15 protein-coding genes are annotated in these 16,974 nt (G+C 57.9%); 9 read left to right on the top strand and 6 right to left on the bottom strand.

Translation table 11 applies throughout. The annotated features are described in order from the left end of the window. Both CFB41_RS38425 and CFB41_RS00070 read right to left on the bottom strand, forming a co-directional pair. Positions 1-181: hypothetical protein (locus CFB41_RS38425; protein WP_218828670.1), on the bottom strand; the 181-nt coding region annotated here is incomplete at its 3' end. Between the two features lie 143 nt (positions 182-324). Further along, positions 325-657, bottom strand: coding sequence for a hypothetical protein (locus CFB41_RS00070; RefSeq protein ID WP_089455295.1), 333 nt, complete (start codon positions 655-657; stop codon positions 325-327). Between the two features lie 325 nt (positions 658-982). Here CFB41_RS00070 and CFB41_RS38915 point away from each other — a divergent pair, with 325 nt between their 5' ends. From CFB41_RS38915 to CFB41_RS00025, 9 genes are all read left to right on the top strand, one after another. Next, entirely contained in the window at positions 983-1,534 is a 552-nt protein-coding gene (locus CFB41_RS38915) for a PAAR domain-containing protein (protein ID WP_089455294.1), read from the top strand. Further along, a complete protein-coding gene (locus CFB41_RS00060) occupies positions 1,531-2,427 on the top strand; it encodes a hypothetical protein (RefSeq protein WP_089455296.1) in 897 nt (298 codons plus the stop codon). Before CFB41_RS38915 ends, CFB41_RS00060 begins: the two co-directional genes overlap by 4 nt. A gap of 12 nt (positions 2,428-2,439) precedes the next feature. Beyond that, positions 2,440-3,120 carry a hypothetical protein gene (locus tag CFB41_RS00055; RefSeq protein ID WP_089455293.1) on the top strand — a complete coding sequence of 227 codons (681 nt, stop codon included), beginning with the start codon at positions 2,440-2,442 and terminating at the stop codon, positions 3,118-3,120. Between the two features lie 389 nt (positions 3,121-3,509). Beyond that, a complete protein-coding gene (locus CFB41_RS00050) occupies positions 3,510-5,408 on the top strand; it encodes a DEAD/DEAH box helicase (RefSeq protein ID WP_089455292.1) in 1,899 nt (632 codons plus the stop codon). Next, entirely contained in the window at positions 5,405-5,836 is a 432-nt protein-coding gene (locus CFB41_RS00045; protein ID WP_089455291.1) for an EcoRII N-terminal effector-binding domain-containing protein, read from the top strand. The genes CFB41_RS00050 and CFB41_RS00045 overlap by 4 nt, the downstream gene beginning before the upstream one ends. A gap of 18 nt (positions 5,837-5,854) precedes the next feature. Next, positions 5,855-7,450: an ATP-binding protein gene (locus CFB41_RS00040; protein WP_089455290.1), complete on the top strand. Its 1,596-nt coding sequence runs from the start codon at positions 5,855-5,857 to the stop codon at positions 7,448-7,450. After that, complete coding sequence (locus tag CFB41_RS00035; protein ID WP_089455289.1) at positions 7,450-8,313, top strand: HNH endonuclease; 864 nt, start codon at positions 7,450-7,452, stop codon at positions 8,311-8,313. The genes CFB41_RS00040 and CFB41_RS00035 overlap by 1 nt, the downstream gene beginning before the upstream one ends. A gap of 465 nt (positions 8,314-8,778) precedes the next feature. Then, the gene (gene dcm / locus CFB41_RS00030) at positions 8,779-9,873 is read left to right on the top strand and encodes a DNA (cytosine-5-)-methyltransferase (protein WP_089455288.1); all 1,095 of its coding nucleotides are present in this window, start codon (positions 8,779-8,781) and stop codon (positions 9,871-9,873) included. Between the two features lie 9 nt (positions 9,874-9,882). Further along, positions 9,883-10,329: a very short patch repair endonuclease gene (locus CFB41_RS00025; RefSeq protein ID WP_089455287.1), complete on the top strand. Its 447-nt coding sequence runs from the start codon at positions 9,883-9,885 to the stop codon at positions 10,327-10,329. Between the two features lie 170 nt (positions 10,330-10,499). On the opposite strand, the gene CFB41_RS38865 is transcribed toward CFB41_RS00025, so the two are convergent. The 4 genes from CFB41_RS38865 to dnaA form a co-directional block, all read right to left on the bottom strand. Beyond that, complete coding sequence (locus tag CFB41_RS38865; RefSeq protein ID WP_306427064.1) at positions 10,500-11,240, bottom strand: HNH endonuclease signature motif containing protein; 741 nt, start codon at positions 11,238-11,240, stop codon at positions 10,500-10,502. Positions 11,241-11,457: 217 nt separating this feature from the next. Next, positions 11,458-13,932: a DNA topoisomerase (ATP-hydrolyzing) subunit B gene (gyrB, locus tag CFB41_RS00015; RefSeq protein WP_039364634.1), complete on the bottom strand. Its 2,475-nt coding sequence runs from the start codon at positions 13,930-13,932 to the stop codon at positions 11,458-11,460. Positions 13,933-14,124: 192 nt separating this feature from the next. Then, positions 14,125-15,231 carry a DNA polymerase III subunit beta gene (gene dnaN / locus CFB41_RS00010; RefSeq protein ID WP_039364632.1) on the bottom strand — a complete coding sequence of 369 codons (1,107 nt, stop codon included), beginning with the start codon at positions 15,229-15,231 and terminating at the stop codon, positions 14,125-14,127. A 168-nt stretch (positions 15,232-15,399) separates the two neighbouring features. Then, the coding region (gene dnaA, locus CFB41_RS00005; RefSeq protein WP_089455285.1) for a chromosomal replication initiator protein DnaA at positions 15,400-16,974 on the bottom strand (1,575 nt) is incomplete at its 5' end.

Below are 16,974 nucleotides of genomic sequence, written 5' to 3'. Positions count from 1 at the left end.
TCCCATCCCGAACAGGACCGTGAAACGACTCTACGCCGATGATAGTGCGGATTCCCGTGTGAAAGTAGGTAATCGTCAGGCTCCCTAAGCCAAGAACCCCCGCCCGAAAGGCGGGGGTTTTTGCATTGGTGCGGCGGAAATGCGTGCGGCGTATTCGGCATGGCTGCATGTCGTGCTGCATGGATTGATGCATCGCGATGCCGCAGGATGCGGAGAAGACGGAACGCAACTTCTCGTCTGTTGTGACGATTGTTGAAGTTGCCTGCAGCCTCACAGCGGACCATTTGCGTCAACGCGTGTGCCGAAGTGCTTCACGCCGAGCCATCACCAGGCAGTAGAGCCGCGCAAAGCGGCCAGCGCTGCGTAGTCCTCTGCCTCATCCTCTTCTTGGGCCGCTGCACCATAGGGCTGCTCTCGCCAGTTCAGCGCGCTGTAGTCGGGCGTGATGATGACCCTTCGGGAAGCAAAGCTGAACCGAAGATAGACGCGATCACCCGGTTTGAATCCGAACATCTCGAAATGCGCGTCGATGGCGCGCATCCATGGCATGTACGGTTGGCCATCCTGGGGAAGGTCAGGCTTGTTGCCGAGGGTCAGCTCGACCTCGGGATGCTGTTTGAGCTTCTTGGGACGTGACTTACTATAGGCGTTAGCCATCTTCCGACTCCTGTATCGAGTTGGTTGTGGTCAGCGGGTCGTATGGGTGGCAGCCCATGCGGCCCGCGCTTTTACTGCTTTGCTCTCTCTTCAGCCTTCCTTCTAGTTCGCGATTTCTAGCGCAGCTATCTTTTCTATCGCGCGCGCTACGAACAGTTTAGTTCGTGGGGCATCTCATAAATCGAATTAGCTGTTGGATAGCCAAATGGCCGATCAGTAAAGAAGAGATGCAATGGATATAGAGAGACTTTCGTACCCGTCCAATGGTTTGCCGACGAGAGCAATGATATGAATTCGCATACCTAATAAAATAAGGCGAAGCATAATGAAACGGTTCTATCTAAAGAAGGGAGACCGCTCGTCGAACGGCGGAGTCGTCCTCGAGGGCATGGACTTCTTTATGCATCACGGTACGCCGGTTACCTTTCTCGGCGCCAAAGTTTACTGCTCCGCGTGCGAGTCGACCGGCGTTATCGTGGGCCAGGGGCCACGATGGCCAGATTCACTCATGGGCAAGCACGCTGCGCTTGACGGTGATCTCTGCGCTTGCCGTTGCCACCCGCACCCTGTCATGCGGGCATCTCAAGATACCTCTTCGATGAGGTTCACCGCCAGAGAGCTGGCCGAACTGGGCTTCTGCCCGGCAGGGAATCCACTTCCGGAGCGTCGTCTCGAATCGTGCGACGAGCGAGTGCGAGTCGTTGACCATGGCGGCAAGCCTCTATCCGGTGTGCCTTATCACATTCGAACTGCATCTGGCGTCACGTACAAAGGACTAACTGATAGTCAGGGGCGCTGCCCTCGCGTTCATACTGACAATCCTCAGCAGCTCGACATTGCGATTGGCTTCCAGGCGCTGCAAAGGTGGGCGCGATGAGCGACTACCTTTATCGAACACCGACGAACGATCACGCGGGTTCGCAATACGACGTCCTCGGCCACTTGATGCCCGCCCGGGTATTCGTGCTCGTGGTGGTGGACGAGCCGGGCAAGGATGGGTTTCTCGTTCGACGCTGCTACACGACCATTCACGATCCTTATTTGCGGGCGCTGCGGCTAGGGCCGCTCGACGCGATGCGAGAGGTGCACCCCGAAAAATATGGGCTGTGGCCTAGGGGCCCGGGTTCGAGCGCGAGCATTGCCGAACATGTGATGGGCTACGACAAACTGACGAGCTACATTTCTGCCAGTAGCGAATTTCCGGGTGGCGCTGATCGATTCAAGGGCAAGGTGCTTTACGTCGATATCGCCCAGGCCAGGCGCGCAGGCGCGAAGCTTGTGACGACGCAGGAGATCAAGCTCGAGCTGGATCGATACGCGGCACAGTACCCGCACCTGAAAAACCGGATAGCTCGTATAAAGAGCTACGCCGACGGACTCGACAAGGAAGTCCTCATCAAGCCGAATCCAATGGTTCCGCCGTCAGGGATATACACCAGACGCGGGCTGGCCGTCACACTCGGGTTGGTGAAATTTGCACGGGTGGTCCAGGTCATCGGGATCGGATTCACCGCGTACGATCTTGCTGTTGCGACGAACGAATCGTTCAAGGCGAAGTCCGTGAAGCCGATCGAGAAAGAGGTGATTCGGCAGATGGGCGGCTGGGGAGGTGCTATTGCCGGATGGAGGATCGGAGCGGCTGCGGGAGTGCTGGTGGGTATCGAGACCGGACCTGGCGCTGTGATCACGGGACTCGTTGGTGGCCTCGTATTCGGGTCTATTGGATATCTTGGGGGCGGGTTTGCCGCTGACGAGATCGTCGGTAAATGACGAGGAGCAGATGTGTCGATTTTGAAGAAGGTGTTTGGGGATTTTGTGGATGCGCGCCAGCTTCGGCGTGCATCGCGCGATCTGTTCAAGCAGCGGCAGCAGGCAATCGAGCAGCTATTTGAGGTGAATCTGGCGAACCTGTGCGAGGTGTTTGCGGGGACGCCGGCGGCACTTCGATCCGAGTCGTTTCCCGACTATCCCGGTGCGGTATGGACGGGAGATCTCGGGGTGAACGCTTTCTACGTGACGCAGGATGTTGAGGTCGAACAGTTTCCCGTCTACGCCAATCTAGTGGACACGGGTAGGGAGCGAGTAGGGCCCTGTCAGTTCGAGCGAGACGGATCGCTTCACACCTTCTTTTCCAGTGTTGACCGTTACTCCGGCAAGCAGGTCAGCTTGCTGACGAACGATGCCGAGCTTGTTCGCTCGGTGTCAGCATCTCGATTCAATCCGCCGCCGCCGTGGCTTGCTTGGTACGAGCTCGGGCCGCTGATATGCAACCTGCAGGGTGAGGCGCAGTACTGGTATGAGAATGTGTGGGATAGGTATTGGGAGAGTTTGGGGCTGGCGGAACAGGACGTATTTATCCAACGTCAGCGTTCGTCTACCGACTTCTACTTGAGTGGAAAGGAATGGGCGGAATGGCTTGAAGCGGTACGAACAAGGGACGCTCGCTATCGAAAGCGGATGTGACTTGCTCTCCGCGTTTAGTACGGTGACGGTGTAGAGTCCGTTCCAGTGTTGAGCGGTGCCGTGTTTCAGTGCCAAAGGCAATGTTGGTCTTCGGCGCTCTGTTTGTCCGTCAGTTGGGCCTGTAGGCCCAACTGACGGACGTATTCGGTAGGGGATGAACAGACCATTCTGTAGCTTGCGTTGCGCGGCCTTCCGCCGTAACTCGAATGCACCTGTGCCAGATCAGCAAGCTGCGCGACTTGGATGCCAGCTAAGGAAGATAAGTAATTCGGTCTCTATATCGGCCGACATCCATCTTCACACATACAATAGCGGGTACGCTGGGACACGAATGTGGGAAATGTAAACCACGTTCGCGCGAATTTATTACAGGACTCAAAATCACTGGCATGAATACTGCAACGTGGGTGGTCGAAAACTGCCAAATTCTCCTTAAGAAAGCATCGGGAGAGCGCGTGGTCCCCCCAGCGATTGACATTTTCAGGGCGATCTTCGGCCGTCTGCGTGTCTGTGCCGATGAGGCTGTCCGGAGCCCTCTAGACGACATTTCTTCGTTGACGTTCTCGCGGGCGCCGGCCCAGCCGGCAGTTCGTCTTTCGGGGAGTGATGGCCGCAACCTCCGACTCACTTTTGGTCACGCTACGGACGCGGGCTTTGTTCGAGTACATGGCGAGAGCGACCAGCTCATTCACGACGGTCGCTGGTACGCCATCAGGGCGGACCTGGTGCGGGCGGCTTTGGACTGGCTGGAGATTGTGGGAGTGCAGCCCGATGGGCTCATCACCGTCGGTGATCTAGTCGCCCTGCGAGCTCAAAAGGAGACGCCGTTTGCGGTATTCGATGAAGTAATCTTCGATGCCGCGAAATCAGTCATTGATGAGCCGCGGGCGCCGATTGCAGGCTTCTCCGGAGTTCTCTACCCATACCAGTTGTCGGGCGTTGCCTTTCTGTCCCTTGTGGCTGAGCAGGGCGTTGGTTGCATCCTTGGTGACGAGATGGGATTGGGTAAGACCGCGCAGGTTATTGCGCTGCTGCAGATTGAGAAGAATGCTGGGCGTGGGCCGGCCCTTGTCGTTGCTCCAGCAACACTACTCGAAAACTGGCGGAGAGAGTTCGCGTCCTTTGCGCCTACGCTCACTGTCTCGCTTCACGCCGGAGCAGGCCGGGCCGGCATATCCGCCCGGCTACAGAGCACTGACGTCATTCTCGTCTCTTATGACACAGCAATGCGCGACGAGGAAATACTCAGCCAGATAGCGTGGAACGTCATCGTACTTGATGAGGCACAAGCTATTAAGAACCCCGAGGCACAGAGGACAGTTACCGTGAAGCGGCTGCCTCGCAGGGTCTCGATTGCCGTAACCGGTACGCCGCTGGAGAACCGCATTGATGACCTATGGTCTTTGGCGGACTTCGCCATGCCCGGATTACTGGGTGGACGGAACGCATTCCTTTCCCAATTTGGCAACGAGATAGAGGACGCTGTCCGGTTAGCGCCCATTGTTGCCCCGATGCTGTTGCGGCGCAAGGTGATGGACGTTGCGCAGGACCTGCCCGAGCGGATTGAAGTGCCACAGGCCTTGCAGATGCCATTGCACCTTGCTCAGGTATATGAGGCTCTGCGTAAGCGGACTTTGGAGGAATTTGGGCCGACGGGGGGACTGGTCGCCACGACACGGCTTCGCATGCTGTGCGCCCACCCTCTACTTGTGGGTAGTTGGCACGCGGATCCGTCCATCGAAATGCCTAAATACGAGCGGACGGTGGAGCTTCTAGAGGAAATCTTTAGTGGAGGGGAGAAAGCACTCATTTTCTCTACATATCAGGCTATGGCAAATCTTTTTATGTCTGATATGCCGAGGCGATTTCCAAAGGCATTCTTTGACTTTATCGATGGACGGGTCGAGGGGACTATGCGGCAGACCGTCGTCGACCGGTTCTTTGAGCACCGAGGGTATGGCGTACTCTTCCTAAATCCGAAGGCAGCTGGATCCGGCCTTAATATCACGACGGCCAACCACGTGATTCACTATAACCCGGAGTGGAACCCAGCACTAACGGCTCAGGCGTCGGCGCGTTCCTACAGAAGAAAGCAGACAAGGCCAGTGACGATTCATCATTTATTCTACGTCCAGACGGTAGAGGATGTGATTAGAAGCGCGGCAGCCTTCAAGCAAGATCTTGCCCGTGAAGCTGTAACTGGTCACGAGGGAGACATCGACCCCATGGCCATTGCGCAGGCGCTGCACGTTTCACCGCTGACCAAAAAATGGATTTGTGACCAATGACAGCAGAAATTCGGAAGAAGCTTAGTCCTAACGACGTTGGGACTACCGGTGGCCATCAGGCGGGTATTCTGGTTCCCAAGGAAGAGCATATTCTCTTGTTCTTTCCCGCGCTCGACAAATCGGTGAAAAATCCGAGGATGAAGCTCGTCGTATTTGAGCGTGAAAATCGCGAACGATGGGAATTTAACTTTATATATTACAACAACAAACTGTTCAAAGAAGGCACGCGTAATGAATACCGCCTCACTGGAATGACGAAGTTCATGCGTGCAATTGACGCCAAGGTTGATGACGTACTTGTCTTTTCTCGCGACGAAAACGCTTCATTTGAAGTGGATATTATCCGCTCGAACGCGTCATATGGTTCAGAAATAGACGATAACACCCTTGTCTTGGGTGGAGGCTGGACGATTATCCAATCGCGCTAACAGATTTTAGAGCATCCTATGACAGAAAAACATATCAGCGTACCACCTGACGTGGCCCGTATCAGCGAGGGCCTGCGAGATACTGGGTACGATTTCAATGCTGCCGTCGCGGACATCCTCGACAATTCCATCGCAGCCGGTGCCGATAAGATTCACGTTCGATTAGAAGTCGACTTCGCAGACAGCGTCGTTATTTCCATCATGGACAACGGCCACGGCATGAACGAAGAAGGTCTCGTCAACGCCATGAAGTACGGCTCCAGCAAGCGAGCGAATGCCAAGAGCCTTGGCAAGTTTGGTTTGGGGCTTAAGACGGCTTCAACGGCCTTTTGTCGGCGTCTGTCGGTTATCTCACGTGACTCAGGCGAGTCTCCAGCGCTGCGGGCCACGTGGGACCTTGATGACATGGCAGCTTCGAATAGCTGGAACCTCGAAATTGCCGCTGCTGATGCAGCTCACAAACAACTGCTTGATGAGGTTGCGCTGGGAGCGTCTGGTACGGTTGTGCTTTGGGAGAATATTGACCGAATCGCTGCACCTGAGGGGCAACCTATTCGGAAGACTGTTGAAAAGCTGGAAGCTGTTCTTCGCGACCACATCGCGATTGTCTTTCAGCGCTTCCTTGATGCCAATGATGCTCGCGAGCGAAACGTTCATATCAAGCTCAATGGTACGTCTATTGCCGCATGGGACCCGTTTTGCATTGTAGAAACCAAGGAATCAATCGCTGAAAAGAAGATGGACGTGCAGCTTCCGGATGGAACGCAGACCTCGTTCATCGTTCGAGCTTTCGTGCTACCGCGAAAAGAAGAGTTCTCTTCTGATGTGAATCGCATCGCGGCGCGTATCTCGAATGAGCGTCAGGGGCTATACATCTACCGGGAAAACCGGCTCATTCACGGTCCTGACTGGATGAACATGTTTAAGCAGGAACCCCACTACTCCTTGCTCCGTGTCGAGCTGTCGTTTGACCACTCTCTTGATAACGCATTCCAGGTGGACATCAAGAAATCCCGTATCGAGCTGAATTCAGGTCTTTACGAATGGCTGCGCGACAAATTTCTTGCGGGGCCGCGGCGAGAGGCGGAAACCCGGTACCGCAAAGGGGCCGCTGGAGTTGCCAAGGGGGCGGCTGTTCTGCTCCACACTCCGGCCAGCAACGTTATCGAGCAGAAGGCCTCCGCACTCAAGACTGCAGCGGTCGCTCAGGTTGACGAAAAAACCGGCATGGTTACGGTCAACAACAATTCGGGCGTGACCACGACCACGGTTCGCTTGCTGAATTCGGATGACATTGGCAGTGCCCACGTGGTTACCAGTGGAACTCTCGAGCATGGGGTGCTTTGGGAGCCCACCATTGGCAAGAACAGCAAGGCGGCGGTAGCCCTTAACACGGGCCACCCCTTCTACACAAAAGCATATTTGCCCAACAAGGCCAACAGTACAGTCGTCCAAGCCATGGACTACCTGCTTTGGGCGCTTGCTCAAGCCGAACTCAACAATATCAATCCGGACAACCAGGAGGCATTTGAAGAGTTTCGAATCGAGGTCTCACGCAATCTCAAGAAGCTGGTGGCCGATTTGCCGGACCCGGTCGACAACGAGGATAGCTGATGTCGGAAGGGCTTGATATTGAGGTGTTGCGGCGCAAGCTCGAAGGTAGGTTCCAAGTTGCTCTGTATTCTCAGTCAGAGACTGTTGATGGCGGCGACTTCGAGGCGTTGCGTCCAGTGGAGCTGGAGCAGGGCAATGGCTTCGCCATTCTCCTCTCCAGAACGCATAGGCAGTTTGAGGCATCTTTCAAAGCCGACAATTTCGCTGGCGCGCTACTGCGCGGCATGTCGGAGGCCAGTGACGGTCAGAAAAAGGCGTTCTTTCGTGCCCGAGCGGCTGCTGAGGCTTCTGGGGCGCAGGTTTACGTGGCCATTAACGGCAACGATGACGAGAGCTACCTTACCCGGAAGGACCCTTGGACCCGTGTTGAGATTGACGTCTCTAGCCGATTTCGTTCAGGCAAGACGGCTGACGAAATAGTGGCAACGGCCTTCCACGTCGCTTCGTCCTGCCTCGCTCTTGTTTTGGCCTTAACGGGTATTGGCGAAGAGAGCGATGCGGCCCCGGATAACGCCGTCAAGGGTTTGCCAGAGGGCGCCAAGCTCCGGGTTGAGGTAAACCGCTATGAGCGCAGCCCCGTCAATCGGGCTGCCTGCATCGAGCACTACGGACTCCGATGTCAGTGCTGTGGCTTCGATTTCGCTGATTTCTACGGCGACTTGGGGGATGGCTACATCGAGGTACATCATCGCACGCCTGTCTCGAAACTGGGAGGCGATTACGTTGTTGACCCCGTCAGGGACTTGGTGCCGCTTTGCAGCAACTGTCACGCAATGGTTCACCGGACGGACCCTCCAACAGTTGTGGAGGAGCTGCGTGCCCAGCTGGATGCCCGCAAAGCCGCTAGGCCGCGGGGCCACTGAAGCCTTTTGTCGCATTCCTGGCGAATCGGAGCAGGACCTGGTAAAGTGATGCAAACTTCTAGGAAATTCTTGCCGGGGCAGAATCTTCTTTTCGCCCGTAAGCTTGAAGGCAAGGGTTAGCTGGGACGCGCCTTTGCGGTATGCAGCCGTGGGAGAGCGATTCAGCCGGCTGCTTCAGCGTCATGAAAGTGGGTATCTCAGACAGGATAGATGTCACTTGACTCCTTATGGAGCAGTACGCATTCCGACGCTGTCGAAATGCAACGGCCGTCGCTGTTGGCTGGGTGGTGCGGATGTCTGACACGCGAAGAACGTTGTCGTTGGCAGGGCTAGGTCAGTTCGAAGGGCAGGTTCTTTGAGGCGTCCGGACAGGCTATTTGTTTTTTTTGCCAAGTGGCCGCCAGGAATCCTGGGGAAATTAATTTTGTCACGCTCCAGGCGATGAACAACTACTGAAAGCTACGTATGGCAGTTCCAAAATTCACCTTCATCGACCTCTTTGCCGGCATTGGTGGCATCAGAAGAGGATTTGAATATATTGGCGGAAAGTGCGTCTTTACCAGCGAGTGGGACAAATTCGCCCGTATCACCTACGCAGCCAACCATAACGAGACAGAAGCAGATATCGCAGGGGATATCTGGTCTGTTCCACTTGATGTCATTCCCGACCATGACGTCCTAGTGGGCGGGTTCCCTTGTCAGCCATTTTCGCTGGCTGGCGTTTCGAAGAAGAACGCGCTGGGGCGGACTCATGGATTCGCTTGCGACGCACAGGGCACCTTATTTTTCCGTGTTGCTGAAATTCTGAAGGAAAAACGTCCGGCAGCCTTCATGCTGGAGAACGTGAAGAACCTCGTTTCCCACAACAAGGGACATACCTTCCGTGTCATTCAGCACGTGCTAGAAAAGGAACTTGGTTATCACATCAGTTGGAAGGTTATCGATGGCAAGCGATGGACGCCGCAGCATCGTGAGCGGATTTATATCGTGGGTTTTCGTGAGGATGTGGGGTTCGAATGGCCCGATGAGTCTGCATGGCCAGAACCGGGTTCTGTCAAGTTGGGCTCCATCTTGGAGCCGGAAGAAAAGGTCGACGCGAAATACATCCTCACCGACAAGCTTTGGAATTACCTGCAGGCCTATCGTGACAAGCATTCCAAGGCAGGCAATGGTTTTGGTTGTTCTGTTGTGACGCGCAACGAGACGACCCGGACCCTGTCGGCCCGTTATCACAAGGACGGCTCAGAGATTCTCGTGCATCGTGGCCCAGGCCTCAATCCACGTCGCCTTACCCCTCGTGAATGCGCACGACTCATGGGTTTCGAGGACAGCTTTGTGTTGCCTGTCTCTGACACCCAGTTGTATCGACAATTTGGCAATTCAGTGGTTGTACCCGCAGTGGAGGCGGTTGCCAGTGCCATGGAACCCTATCTGAGGCTGGCTCTCAAGATGAATGGAAAGGCCTCGGGTGTGGCAAAGACCCCTGAGAAGCCAGCCGCAATTCTGAAGGGTACCCCGAACCTGCCGTCGCGGCCCGTTAAAATTCCAGTAGTGGCATAGGTATTGGGTATGACGGACATCACAGACGTGGCGACGCGTAGTCGGATGATGTCAGGTATTCGGGGTAAGAATACAAAGCCCGAGCTGGTTGTCCGCAAGGCATTGTACGGGCGGGGTCTTCGCTATCGACTGCATGTCCGCAGTCTGGCCGGCACCCCTGACCTTGTCTTCCCGCGCTACAAATCAGTCGTATTCGTCCATGGGTGCTTCTGGCATCGGCACAATTGTGCTCTATTTAAGATGCCATCATCTCGTACAGAGTTCTGGAGGGAGAAACTGGACCGGAATCGGGAGAGGGACCGTGAACACATGACTAAGTTGCTGCAAGACGGTTGGAGGGTCGCTGTGGTGTGGGAATGCTCCTTACGAACTGCCATCAAGTCAAATGACGAGAGCTTTTTCAATCTACTTGCAGACTGGATAAAAGCCCAAGAGTTGACGTCAATTGAGCTGTAAATGCGCTAGGGCGAAACAACGCCACTGACCTGCTCGGATCTCGTCAACGTATCTTTTGGTGCCCCATGTGCCGGGCATTCTATCTTTGGAATAGCGTCAGTGCCCCGAAACATGAAAGAGGGGCTACGGCTCTTGCGTGCCCGTGGCTGCTCTTGCAGTTGCCATCGTGCTCAGCTTTTCGCGGCAATATGGCTCGCAAGCTTTTTTCGGAGGGTGAGTCGTTCCTTTCCGAAATGGAGCTCGCGATGGCAGCGGGGGCATAGTGCGGCCGCATTGGCCATGGTGTCGTCGCCGTCTTCGCTCAATGGGGTCACATGGTGTACCTCCAAATATGTTGTGCCGTCTTCCTTTTCGAACAACTCGCACTTGCACCCCGGCATCTCGCACTTCCCCGCTGAGCGCAGTATCGCGCCTCGTACAACGTAGGGATTTCGGGCGAAGTCATTTCGCCGTATCTCTTGCTTTTCTGGTTTTCCCTTTGCCTCTTTTGCGCGCTCGAGGACGGTCTTCTTGTCTGCGCGCGCCACTACCTCGGCCGTTATAGCTGTGACGGATTTTGGTGCGGCTTTGGTCTTGATTGCGAACAGTTGCGTCCCGACGTTCCCAATGACAACTTCGTCACCTTGGTTGAGCCATGAACTGATGATTTCGTGGCCCATACGTGCTTCGGGAGCGCGATCTGCTTTAGACGAGCGCTCGGCATAATAGTAGGACGACTTGATTGATTTGACGTTCGTGTCGAACAGTACGAGGATGACGAATTCCGGCGCTGGCCGCCCTTTAGCGGGCTCGATGCCAGAGGATTCGATTACCGAGCGCTGGTCCTTGTTTGGCACATATGCGTTCTTTTTCTTGTCTGTTGCCGTAACCGTCTTTGTGCCGTATGCGTCAAAGATGCTGCCCCAATCCATTACCATTCTCCCCTTGCTAACCTCGGCCTGTTGTTGTTCTTGGGCCGCGCATCTACCGGCCTCGCCAACGGCGCCTCCAAACTGCTCACCAAAGACAACGCCCGGTGTCCCGGGCGTTTGATTCTCAGTAGCAGTCAGATTTTTTCACCAACTGCGCCAGAAATTTTTCACTTACCTAGTACAGTTTTCATTTTCTGTGACATCCGATAATACAGGTTCAAACGTCAATATTCCCCGCCCGCAACGCATTCGACTCGATAAACGCCCGCCGCGGCTCCACATCATCCCCCATGAGGGTCGTAAAGATCCCGTCCGCAGCAATCGCGTCTTCGATCTGCACACGCAGCAGTCGCCGCACTGCCGGATCCATCGTCGTTTCCCACAGCTGCTCGGGGTTCATCTCGCCGAGCCCCTTATAGCGTTGTTTGGAGACGTTGCGTTCGGCATCCGCTAGCAGCCACTTCATCGCGCTCTTGAAGTCCGCCACGGCCATGCTGCGCTCCCCGCGCTTGATAACCGCACCTTCCCCAATAAGCCCCTTGAACGTATTCGCGGTGGTCACGAGCTGCTGATAATCCGCCGTGTGCTGGAATTCCTGGTCGATGACCGAAACCCGCACGTTGCCGTGATGCGTCCGCTCGACATGCAGCGCGCGCTGTTCGCGAACCGGGTCATACGAAGGCACAACCCGCACTTCATTCTTCAGCGCTTCATCATGCAACGCAGCGTGCAGCGCCTTAGCCGAAGCCTCGGTCGATTCCTCGTTGGAGAGGTCGATCACCACCCCATCCATGACCGCTTCCAGCGCTGCCGGGTCATACAACCGGCTCAACCGTTCGATCACGCTCTGCGACAACAGATACGACCGCGCCAGCTCCCCAAGCGCATCGCCCGAAATCGCCGCCGCGTTCTCACCCGGCACAAGCTCCGACCCTTGCAGCGCCAACCGCAGCATATGCGCGTTGAGCTCCACGTCATCCTTCAGATACCGCTCGTCCTTGCCCGCCTTGATCTTGTAAAGCGGCGGCTGCGCGATATACACGTACCCGCGCTCGATCATGTCCGGCATCTGGCGATACAGGAACGTGAGCAGCAGCGTCCGGATGTGCGCACCGTCCACGTCCGCGTCGGTCATGATGATGATGCGGTGATAACGCAGCTTGTCGAGGTTGTAATCCTCTTTGCCGATCCCGCAGCCAAGCGCGGTCACGAGCGTGACGATCTGTTCCGACGACAGCAGCTTGTCGTAGCGTGCCTTCTCGACGTTCAGCACCTTGCCGCGCAGCGGCAGGATTGCCTGGAACTTCCGGTCACGGCCTTGCTTCGCCGACCCACCCGCCGAGTCACCCTCGACGATGTAGATTTCGCACTTCGCCGGGTCTTTCTCCTGGCAGTCCGCGAGCTTGCCGGGCAGGCCGACGCCGTCGAGCACGCCCTTGCGGCGCGTCATCTCACGCGCCTTCCGCGCCGCATCACGCGCACGAGCAGCTTCGACGATCTTCCCGCAGATGATCTTCGCGTCGATCGGCGTTTCGAGCAGGAACTCTTCCAGCGCCTTCGCCACAACTTCTTCAACCGGCGCACGAACCTCGGACGAAACCAGCTTGTCCTTCGTCTGCGAGCTGAACTTCGGCTCCGGCACCTTCACGGAAAGCACGCACGACAGCCCTTCGCGCATGTCGTCGCCGGTCGTCTCGACCTTCGCCTTCTTCGCGATTTCGTTGTCGGTGATGTACTTGTTGATGACGCGCGTCATCGCGGCCCGCAGGCCGGTCAGGTGCGTGCCGCCGTCGCGCTGCGGAATGTTGTTCGTGAAGCACAGCACGTTTTCGTTGTAGCTGTCGTTCCACTGCATCGCGACTTCGACGCCCACGCCATCCTTCTCGCCGTTGGCGAAGAACACGGTCGGGTGCAGGTTGGTCTTCGTTTTGTTGATGTACTCGACGAAGCCCTTCACACCGCCGGCGAACGCGAAATCGTCTTCCTTGCCCGAACGCAGATCGGTGAGGCGAATCCGCACACCGTTGTTCAGGAACGAGAGCTCACGCATCCGCTTCGCGAGAATGTCGTAGTGATACTCGACCGTACCGAAGATCGTCGGATCGGCCATGAAGTGCACTTCGGTGCCACGGTTCTCGGTGTCACCCGTCACCAGCATCGGCGACACTTCCACGCCATCGACCACCTCGAGCACGCGATCCTGCGCAACACCGCGATGGAACTCCATGAACCGCTTCTTGCCGTCGCGGCGCACCGTGAGGCGCAGCCAGCTCGACAGCGCGTTCACGCACGACACACCCACGCCGTGCAGGCCACCGGACACCTTGTAGCTGTTTTGGTCGAACTTGCCGCCGGCATGCAGCTCGGTCATCACGATTTCCGCAGCACTACGCTTCGGCTCGTGCTTGTCGTTCATCTTCACGTCGGTCGGAATCCCGCGGCCGTTGTCGGTCACGGAAATCGAGTTGTCGGCGTGAATCGTCACGTGGATGTCGTTGCAGTACCCGGCCAACGCTTCGTCGATCGAGTTGTCGAGCACCTCGAACACGAGGTGGTGCAGACCGGTGCCGTCCGACGTGTCGCCGATGTACATCCCGGGGCGCTTGCGCACCGCTTCCAGACCTTCGAGGATCTGGATCGACGAGGCGCCGTAGCTGCTGTTATCGGGTTGCGAATTGTGCTGTTCACTCATGGATATCTTCCGGTTCTGCGAGGCCACTCAAGCGGCGGCGCGGTGCGTTTCCTTGCGAAAACGCCGGGCCGCTCCAGTTTTCCTGGCCCGTCCTAGGCGCCGTTAGGGCACCAAAGGGACGGGTTGTCGGTTCGCCATAAAAACGCCAAAGGGGCTTGCCGCCCCCTGGTGTGTGTCGTGATGTCGCGCGCGTCAGATGCGCATCGGCATCACGACATACTTGAACTCGTCGTTCTCGGGCACGGTAATCAGCGCGCTCGAGCTGGCGTCGCCGAGGCTCACCTGCACGGTGTCGACCTTCAGGTTCGCGAGCACGTCGAGCAGATACGTGACGTTGAAGCCGATGTCGACGGTATCGCCCTGGTAGGCGATTTCCAGTTCTTCCTGCGCCTCTTCCTGATCGGCGTTGGTCGACATGATCTTCAGCTGGCCCGGCGCGATGATGCAGCGCACGCCCTTGAACTTGTCCGAGGTCAGGATCGCCGCGCGCTGCAGCGAACGCTGCAGCTCTTCACGGCCGATCTCGAACGTGTTCTTGTGCGCCTTCGGGATCACGCGCTGGAAGTCGGGGAACTTGCCCTCGACGAGTTTCGACACGAGCTCGACCTGGCCGAAGGTGAACTTGGCCTGGGTTTGCGCGATGTCGATGGTGACGGTGTCGTCGATGTCTTCGAGCAGGCGTTGCAGCTCGAGAATCGTCTTGCGCGGCACGATGACTTCCTGGCGGCCGAACGTGCCGCCTTCGAGCTTCATCGACGAGAACGCGAGGCGGTGGCCGTCGGTGGCCACGGCCATCAGCTGGTCGCCGTCGACGACGAGCAGCATGCCGTTCAGGTAGTAGCGGATGTCCTGCTGCGCCATCGCGAAGTGCACCATGCCGAGCAGCTGGCGGAACGACTTCTGCGGGACGGTGAGCGTGGCGCCGAAATCCTTCGCCTGCGCGACGGTCGGGAACTCGTCGGCCGCCAGCGTCTGGAGTGCGAAACGGCTCTTGCCGGATTGAACGGTGAGGCGCTTGTCGGCGAGCGACAGCGTGACCTGGCCGTCAGGCATCGCGCGCAGGATGTCGAGCAGCTTGCGCGCCGCGACGGTGGTCGCGACCTGGTCGCCGCCGACGCCGAAATCGGCGCGCGTGGTGATCTGCAGCTCCAGGTCGGTCGACAGGAACGAAACGTCCGAGCCGTTCTTGGTGATCAGCAGGTTGGCGAGGATCGGCAACGTATGGCGGCGTTCGACGATGCCGCTGACCGTTTGCAGCGGCCTGAGGAGGGTGTCTCGTTCGGTCTTGACCAGTTGCATAGAGTTCCTTCGTTGAGTAACGGCCTGCAGCGCAGCAGCCTCGCAGCGCCCCGCCGGCCGGGCTCTTGGCCCACCACCACCGGGGCGGTCAAACCAGTATTGTGCCTCAAAACCGAACCGCCCCCCTTAAATTGGGGCGGAGGCCGAATTATCAAGCGCGCCGCGCGCTCAGCCCTTCAGCGTCTGTTCCAGCACGTGCAGCTCGTGGTTGAGCTGCGCGTCCTTGCTGCGTTCGTCGGCGATCTTGCGCACCGCGTGCAGCACGGTGGTGTGGTCGCGCCCGCCGAACAGCTCGCCGATTTCCGGCAGGCTCTTCTGCGTGAGTTCCTTCGCGAGATACATCGCGATCTGCCGCGGCCGCGCGATATTCGCGGGGCGCTTCTTCGAGTACATATCCGCGACCTTGATGTTGTAGAAGTCGGCGACGGTCTTCTGGATGTTCTCGACCGAAATCTGCCGGTTCTGCACGGTCAGCAGGTCCTTCAGCGCTTCCTTGGTGAGCTCGATCGAGATCTCGCGGCCGTGGAACTTCGAATACGCGAGGATCTTGCGCAGCGCGCCTTCGAGCTCGCGCACGTTCGAGCGCAGGTGCTTCGCGACGAAGAACGCGACGTCTTCCGACAGGTTCACGCCTTCCGACTGCGCCTTGCGCATCAGGATCGCGACGCGCATTTCCAGCTCGGGCGGCTCGATCGCGACGGTGAGGCCCGAGTCGAAGCGCGAGATCAGGCGATCGTCGATGCCCGAGATTTCCTTCGGATACGTGTCGCTGGTGATGATCACCTGCGCCTTGTTCGCGACCAGCGCCTCGAACGCGTAGAAGAATTCCTCTTGCGTGCGCGACTTGCCGGAGAAGAACTGGATATCGTCGATCAGCAGCAGGTCGAGTGAGTGGTAGTAGCGCTTGAAGTCGTCGAACGCCTTGCGCTGGTACGCCTTCACCACATCCGACACGTATTGCTCGGCGTGGATGTAGCGGATTCGCGCGCCGGCCTTGTCGAGCAGCAGCTGGTTGCCGATCGCGTGGATCAGGTGGGTCTTGCCGAGGCCGACGCCGCCGTACAGGAACAGCGGGTTGTACGAGATGCCCGGGTTGTCCGCGACCTGGATCGCGGCGGCGCGCGCGAGCTGGTTTGCCTTACCGGTCACGAAGTTATCGAACGTGAGCACGGGGTTCAGCTTCGAGCGTTCGTACATCGAATCGGCTTCGCCGCCGTTGGCCGGCGCGGCACCCGGGCCCGGGCGCCACGTGCGACGGCCGGCGGCCGCTTCGTGCGCGGGCAGGCTCGGCAGGTCGATGTCGGCGTCGTCGGTGTTCAGGTGATGCGCGGCGGCTGCCGACGGCGTCATCGGCACGTCGGCCGGCGCGGCGGGCGCTGCCGAAGCATTCGCAGTCAGGTTGGCGGCGATCGCGGCCACCGTTGCGGCGGGGCCGGTCGGAGCCAGCGGCGCGCGCGGGGCGGCCGGTGCTGCGCCGGCGGCGCTGCGCATGCCTGCCTTGGGATCGAGGACGAACTGGACTTCGATCGGCGTGTTCCAGAATTCGCGGGCCAGATCGCTGATCCGTCCCGAAAACTGGCTCTTGACCCAGTCCAGCTTGAAGCGGTTCGGCGCGGCGATGGACAGCGTGTTCGCCGACGCATCGAAGGCCACCGGGGCCAAGGGTTTGATCCACGTCACGTACTGCTGGGGCGTCAGCTCGCGCTCCAGCAGTGCGGAACAGTGTTGCCAGAAATCGTTCAT

Origin of the sequence: Burkholderia sp. AU33803 (genome assembly GCF_002223095.1) — a bacterium.
Classification (GTDB): domain Bacteria; phylum Pseudomonadota; class Gammaproteobacteria; order Burkholderiales; family Burkholderiaceae; genus Burkholderia.
The sequence above is the reverse complement of the archived record's forward strand: the minus strand, read 5'-3'. Positions and strand labels throughout refer to the sequence as shown.

Excerpts from the sequence above, each read along its gene's own strand:
- CFB41_RS00070 (WP_089455295.1), bottom strand. The coding sequence starts at position 657 with ATGGCTAACGCCTATAGTAAGTCACGTCCCAAGAAGCTCAAACAGCAT.
- CFB41_RS38915 (WP_089455294.1), top strand. The coding sequence starts at position 983 with ATGAAACGGTTCTATCTAAAGAAGGGAGACCGCTCGTCGAACGGCGGA.
- CFB41_RS00060 (WP_089455296.1), top strand. The coding sequence starts at position 1,531 with ATGAGCGACTACCTTTATCGAACACCGACGAACGATCACGCGGGTTCG.
- CFB41_RS00050 (WP_089455292.1), top strand. The coding sequence starts at position 3,510 with ATGAATACTGCAACGTGGGTGGTCGAAAACTGCCAAATTCTCCTTAAG.
- CFB41_RS00045 (WP_089455291.1), top strand. The coding sequence starts at position 5,405 with ATGACAGCAGAAATTCGGAAGAAGCTTAGTCCTAACGACGTTGGGACT.
- CFB41_RS00040 (WP_089455290.1), top strand. The coding sequence starts at position 5,855 with ATGACAGAAAAACATATCAGCGTACCACCTGACGTGGCCCGTATCAGC.
- CFB41_RS00035 (WP_089455289.1), top strand. The coding sequence starts at position 7,450 with ATGTCGGAAGGGCTTGATATTGAGGTGTTGCGGCGCAAGCTCGAAGGT.
- dcm (WP_089455288.1), top strand. The coding sequence starts at position 8,779 with ATGGCAGTTCCAAAATTCACCTTCATCGACCTCTTTGCCGGCATTGGT.
- CFB41_RS00025 (WP_089455287.1), top strand. The coding sequence starts at position 9,883 with ATGACGGACATCACAGACGTGGCGACGCGTAGTCGGATGATGTCAGGT.
- CFB41_RS38865 (WP_306427064.1), bottom strand. The coding sequence starts at position 11,240 with ATGGATTGGGGCAGCATCTTTGACGCATACGGCACAAAGACGGTTACG.
- gyrB (WP_039364634.1), bottom strand. The coding sequence starts at position 13,932 with ATGAGTGAACAGCACAATTCGCAACCCGATAACAGCAGCTACGGCGCC.
- dnaN (WP_039364632.1), bottom strand. The coding sequence starts at position 15,231 with ATGCAACTGGTCAAGACCGAACGAGACACCCTCCTCAGGCCGCTGCAA.